This is a genomic window from Kocuria sp. JC486, from assembly GCF_011602805.1.
Taxonomy (GTDB): Bacteria; Actinomycetota; Actinomycetes; order Actinomycetales; family Micrococcaceae; genus Kocuria; species Kocuria soli.
Genome location: NZ_JAAOZS010000043.1, coordinates 1967 through 5260 on the forward strand (window position 1 = coordinate 1967; position 3294 = coordinate 5260).

Genomic DNA, 3294 nt, shown 5'->3' on the forward strand with positions numbered 1-3294 from the left:
TGTGGTGGTGGGTGTGTTGTTTGAGAACTGTATAGTGGACGCGAGCATCTTGTTCTTTATGTGATTTGTAAGAACATCTTTGTGCCCGCATGTGTCGTGTGCTGCCCCGGTTTGTGGGTGGTGTGTGGTGTGTGTGGGTGCTGATTTTTTTGTGTGTCTGTTTGTAGATTGTTAAGGGCGCACGGTGGATGCCTTGGCATTAGGAGCCGATGAAGGACGTGGTAATCTGCGATAAGCCTCGGGGAGTTGATAAACGAGCTGTGATCCGAGGATGTCCGAATGGGGAAACCCCGTCATCTGTGAGGGTGGCGACCTGCATCTGAATTCATAGGGTGTAGGGGGGAACGCGGGGAAGTGAAACATCTCAGTACCCGCAGGAAGAGAAAACAATTGTGATTCCGTGAGTAGTGGCGAGCGAAAGCGGATGAGGCTAAACCGTTGGTGTGTGATACCTGGCAGGGGTTGCATCAGCGGGGTTGTGGGATGCGCTGTTCTCCTGGCTGTTGACGGGAGTGCGTGAGTGCAGGGTGGTAGTCGAATCATCGTTGAGTGGTGTGCCGTAGAGGGTGTGAGTCCCGTAGACGAAACTGCTGTCTGCCGCGTGTGGCGTTTTCCCGAGTAGCACGGGGCTCGTGGAATCTCGTGTGAATCTGCCAGGACCACCTGGTAAGCCTGAATACTACCTAATGACCGATAGCGGACCAGTACCGTGAGGGAAAGGTGAAAAGTACCCCGGGAGGGGAGTGAAAGAGTACCTGAAACCGTGTGCTTACAAGCCGTCAGAGCCTTGACCCTTTGGGTGTGGGGTGATGGCGTGCCTTTTGAAGAATGAGCCTGCGAGTTAGTGTCATGTCGCGAGGTTAACCCGTGTGGGGTAGCCGTAGCGAAAGCGAGTCTGAAGAGGGCGTTGCAGTGGCGTGATCTAGACCCGAAGCGAAGTGATCTACCCATGGCCAGGTTGAAGCGCGTGTAAGAGCGTGTGGAGGACCGAACCCACTTCAGTTGAAAATGGAGGGGATGAGCTGTGGGTAGGGGTGAAAGGCCAATCAAACTTCGTGATAGCTGGTTCTCCCCGAAATGCATTTAGGTGCAGCGTTGCGTGTTTCTTCCCGGAGGTAGAGCTACTGGATGGCTGATGGGCCCCACAGGGTTACTGACGTCAACCAAACTCCGAATGCCGGTGAAGTGAGAGCGTGGCAGTGAGACCGTGGGGGATAAGCTTCATGGTCGAGAGGGAAACAGCCCAGACCACCGACTAAGGCCCCTAAGCGTGTGCTAAGTGGGAAAGGATGTGGAGTTGCTTAGACAACCAGGAGGTTGGCTTAGAAGCAGCCATCCTTGAAAGAGTGCGTAATAGCTCACTGGTCAAGTGATTCCGCGCCGACAATGTAGCGGGGCTCAAGTACACCGCCGAAGTCGTGGCAATACACGCGTGATCCTGTAATGGGGTGTGTGTTGGGTAGGGGAGCGTCGAGCGGGTGGTGAAGTCGCCGGGTAACCGAGTGGTGGAACCCGTTCGAGTGAGAATGCAGGCATGAGTAGCGAATGACGGGTGAGAAACCCGTCCGCCGGATGATCAAGGGTTCCAGGGTCAAGCTAATCTGCCCTGGGTGAGTCGGGACCTAAGGCGAGGCCGACAGGCGTAGTCGATGGACAACGGGTTGATATTCCCGTACCGGCGAAGAACCGCCCATACTGAGCTGGGGATACTAACCACCCCGCACACCCGTTTCGTCACCAGCACTTGTGTTGGTGTCGTTGTGGTGTGTGGCGTGGGACCTGATCCGGGGAGGTAAGCGTGTTAACAGGTGTGACGCAGGAAGGTAGCCGAGCCAGGCGATGGTTGTCCTGGTCTAAGCGTGTAGGGTGACCCATTGTTAAATGCGTGGGTTGTGTGCCTGAGACGTGATGGGACCCCTTTGGTGGGGGATTCGGTGATCCTATGCTGCCGAGAAAAGCATCGACGTGAGGTTCTAGCCGCCCGTACCCTAAACCGACACAGGTGATCAGGTAGAGAATACTAAGGCGTTCGAGAGAATCATGGTTAAGGAACTCGGCAAAATGCCCCCGTAACTTCGGGAGAAGGGGGGCCCTGAGCGTGAAGCACCCGTGCGGTGTGGAGGCGTGTAGGGGTCGCAGAGACCAGGGGGAAGCGACTGTTTATCAAAAACACAGGTCCGTGCGAAGTCGTAAGACGATGTATACGGACTGACTCCTGCCCGGTGCTGGAAGGTTAAGAGGACTCGTTAGACTTGTTCGAAGCGGAGAATTTAAGCCCCAGTAAACGGCGGTGGTAACTATAACCATCCTAAGGTAGCGAAATTCCTTGTCGGGTAAGTTCCGACCTGCACGAATGGAGTAACGACTTCCCTACTGTCTCAACCATGAACTCGGCGAAATTGCAGTACGAGTAAAGATGCTCGTTACGCGCAGCAGGACGGAAAGACCCCGTGACCTTTACTATAGTTTGGTATTGGTGTTTGGTGCGGCTTGTGTAGGATAGGTGGGAGACTGTGAGCCATGCACGCTAGTGTGTGGGGAGTCGTTGTTGAAATACCACTCTGGTCGCTCTGGATGTCTAACTTCGGCCCGTGATCCGGGTCAGGGACAGTGCCTGATGGGTAGTTTAACTGGGGCGGTTGCCTCCTAAAGAGTAACGGAGGCGCCCAAAGGTTCCCTCAGCCTGGTTGGCAATCAGGTGTTGAGTGTAAGTGCACAAGGGAGCTTGACTGTGAGAGTGACGGCTCGAGCAGGGACGAAAGTCGGGACTAGTGATCCGGCGGTACATTGTGGAATGGCCGTCGCTCAACGGATAAAAGGTACCTCGGGGATAACAGGCTGATCTTGCCCAAGAGTCCATATCGACGGCATGGTTTGGCACCTCGATGTCGGCTCGTCGCATCCTGGGGCTGGAGTTGGTCCCAAGGGTTGGGCTGTTCGCCCATTAAAGCGGCACGCGAGCTGGGTTCAGAACGTCGTGAGACAGTTCGGTCCCTATCCGCTGCGCGCGTTGGAAATTTGAGAAGGTCTGTCCTTAGTACGAGAGGACCGGGACGGACGAACCTCTGGTGTGTCAGTTGTTCCGCCAGGAGCATCGCTGATTGGCTACGTTCGGGAGAGATAACCGCTGAAAGCATCTAAGCGGGAAGCTTGCTTCGAGATGAGATTTCCATCCAACTTTGTTGGTGAAGGTGCCCAGGAGATGACTGGGTTGATAGGCCAGATGTGGAAGCAACGACTGAAGAGTTGTGGAGCTGACTGGTACTAATACACCGAAGATCTACACACAACACA

Annotated in this window: 1 rRNA gene; it reads left to right on the forward strand. The window is 54.9% G+C overall.

The annotated features are described in order from the left end of the window. Window positions 1–161 precede the first annotated feature (161 nt). A 23S ribosomal RNA gene (locus tag GWK18_RS12715) occupies window positions 162–3288 on the forward strand. Window positions 3289–3294 lie beyond the last annotated feature (6 nt).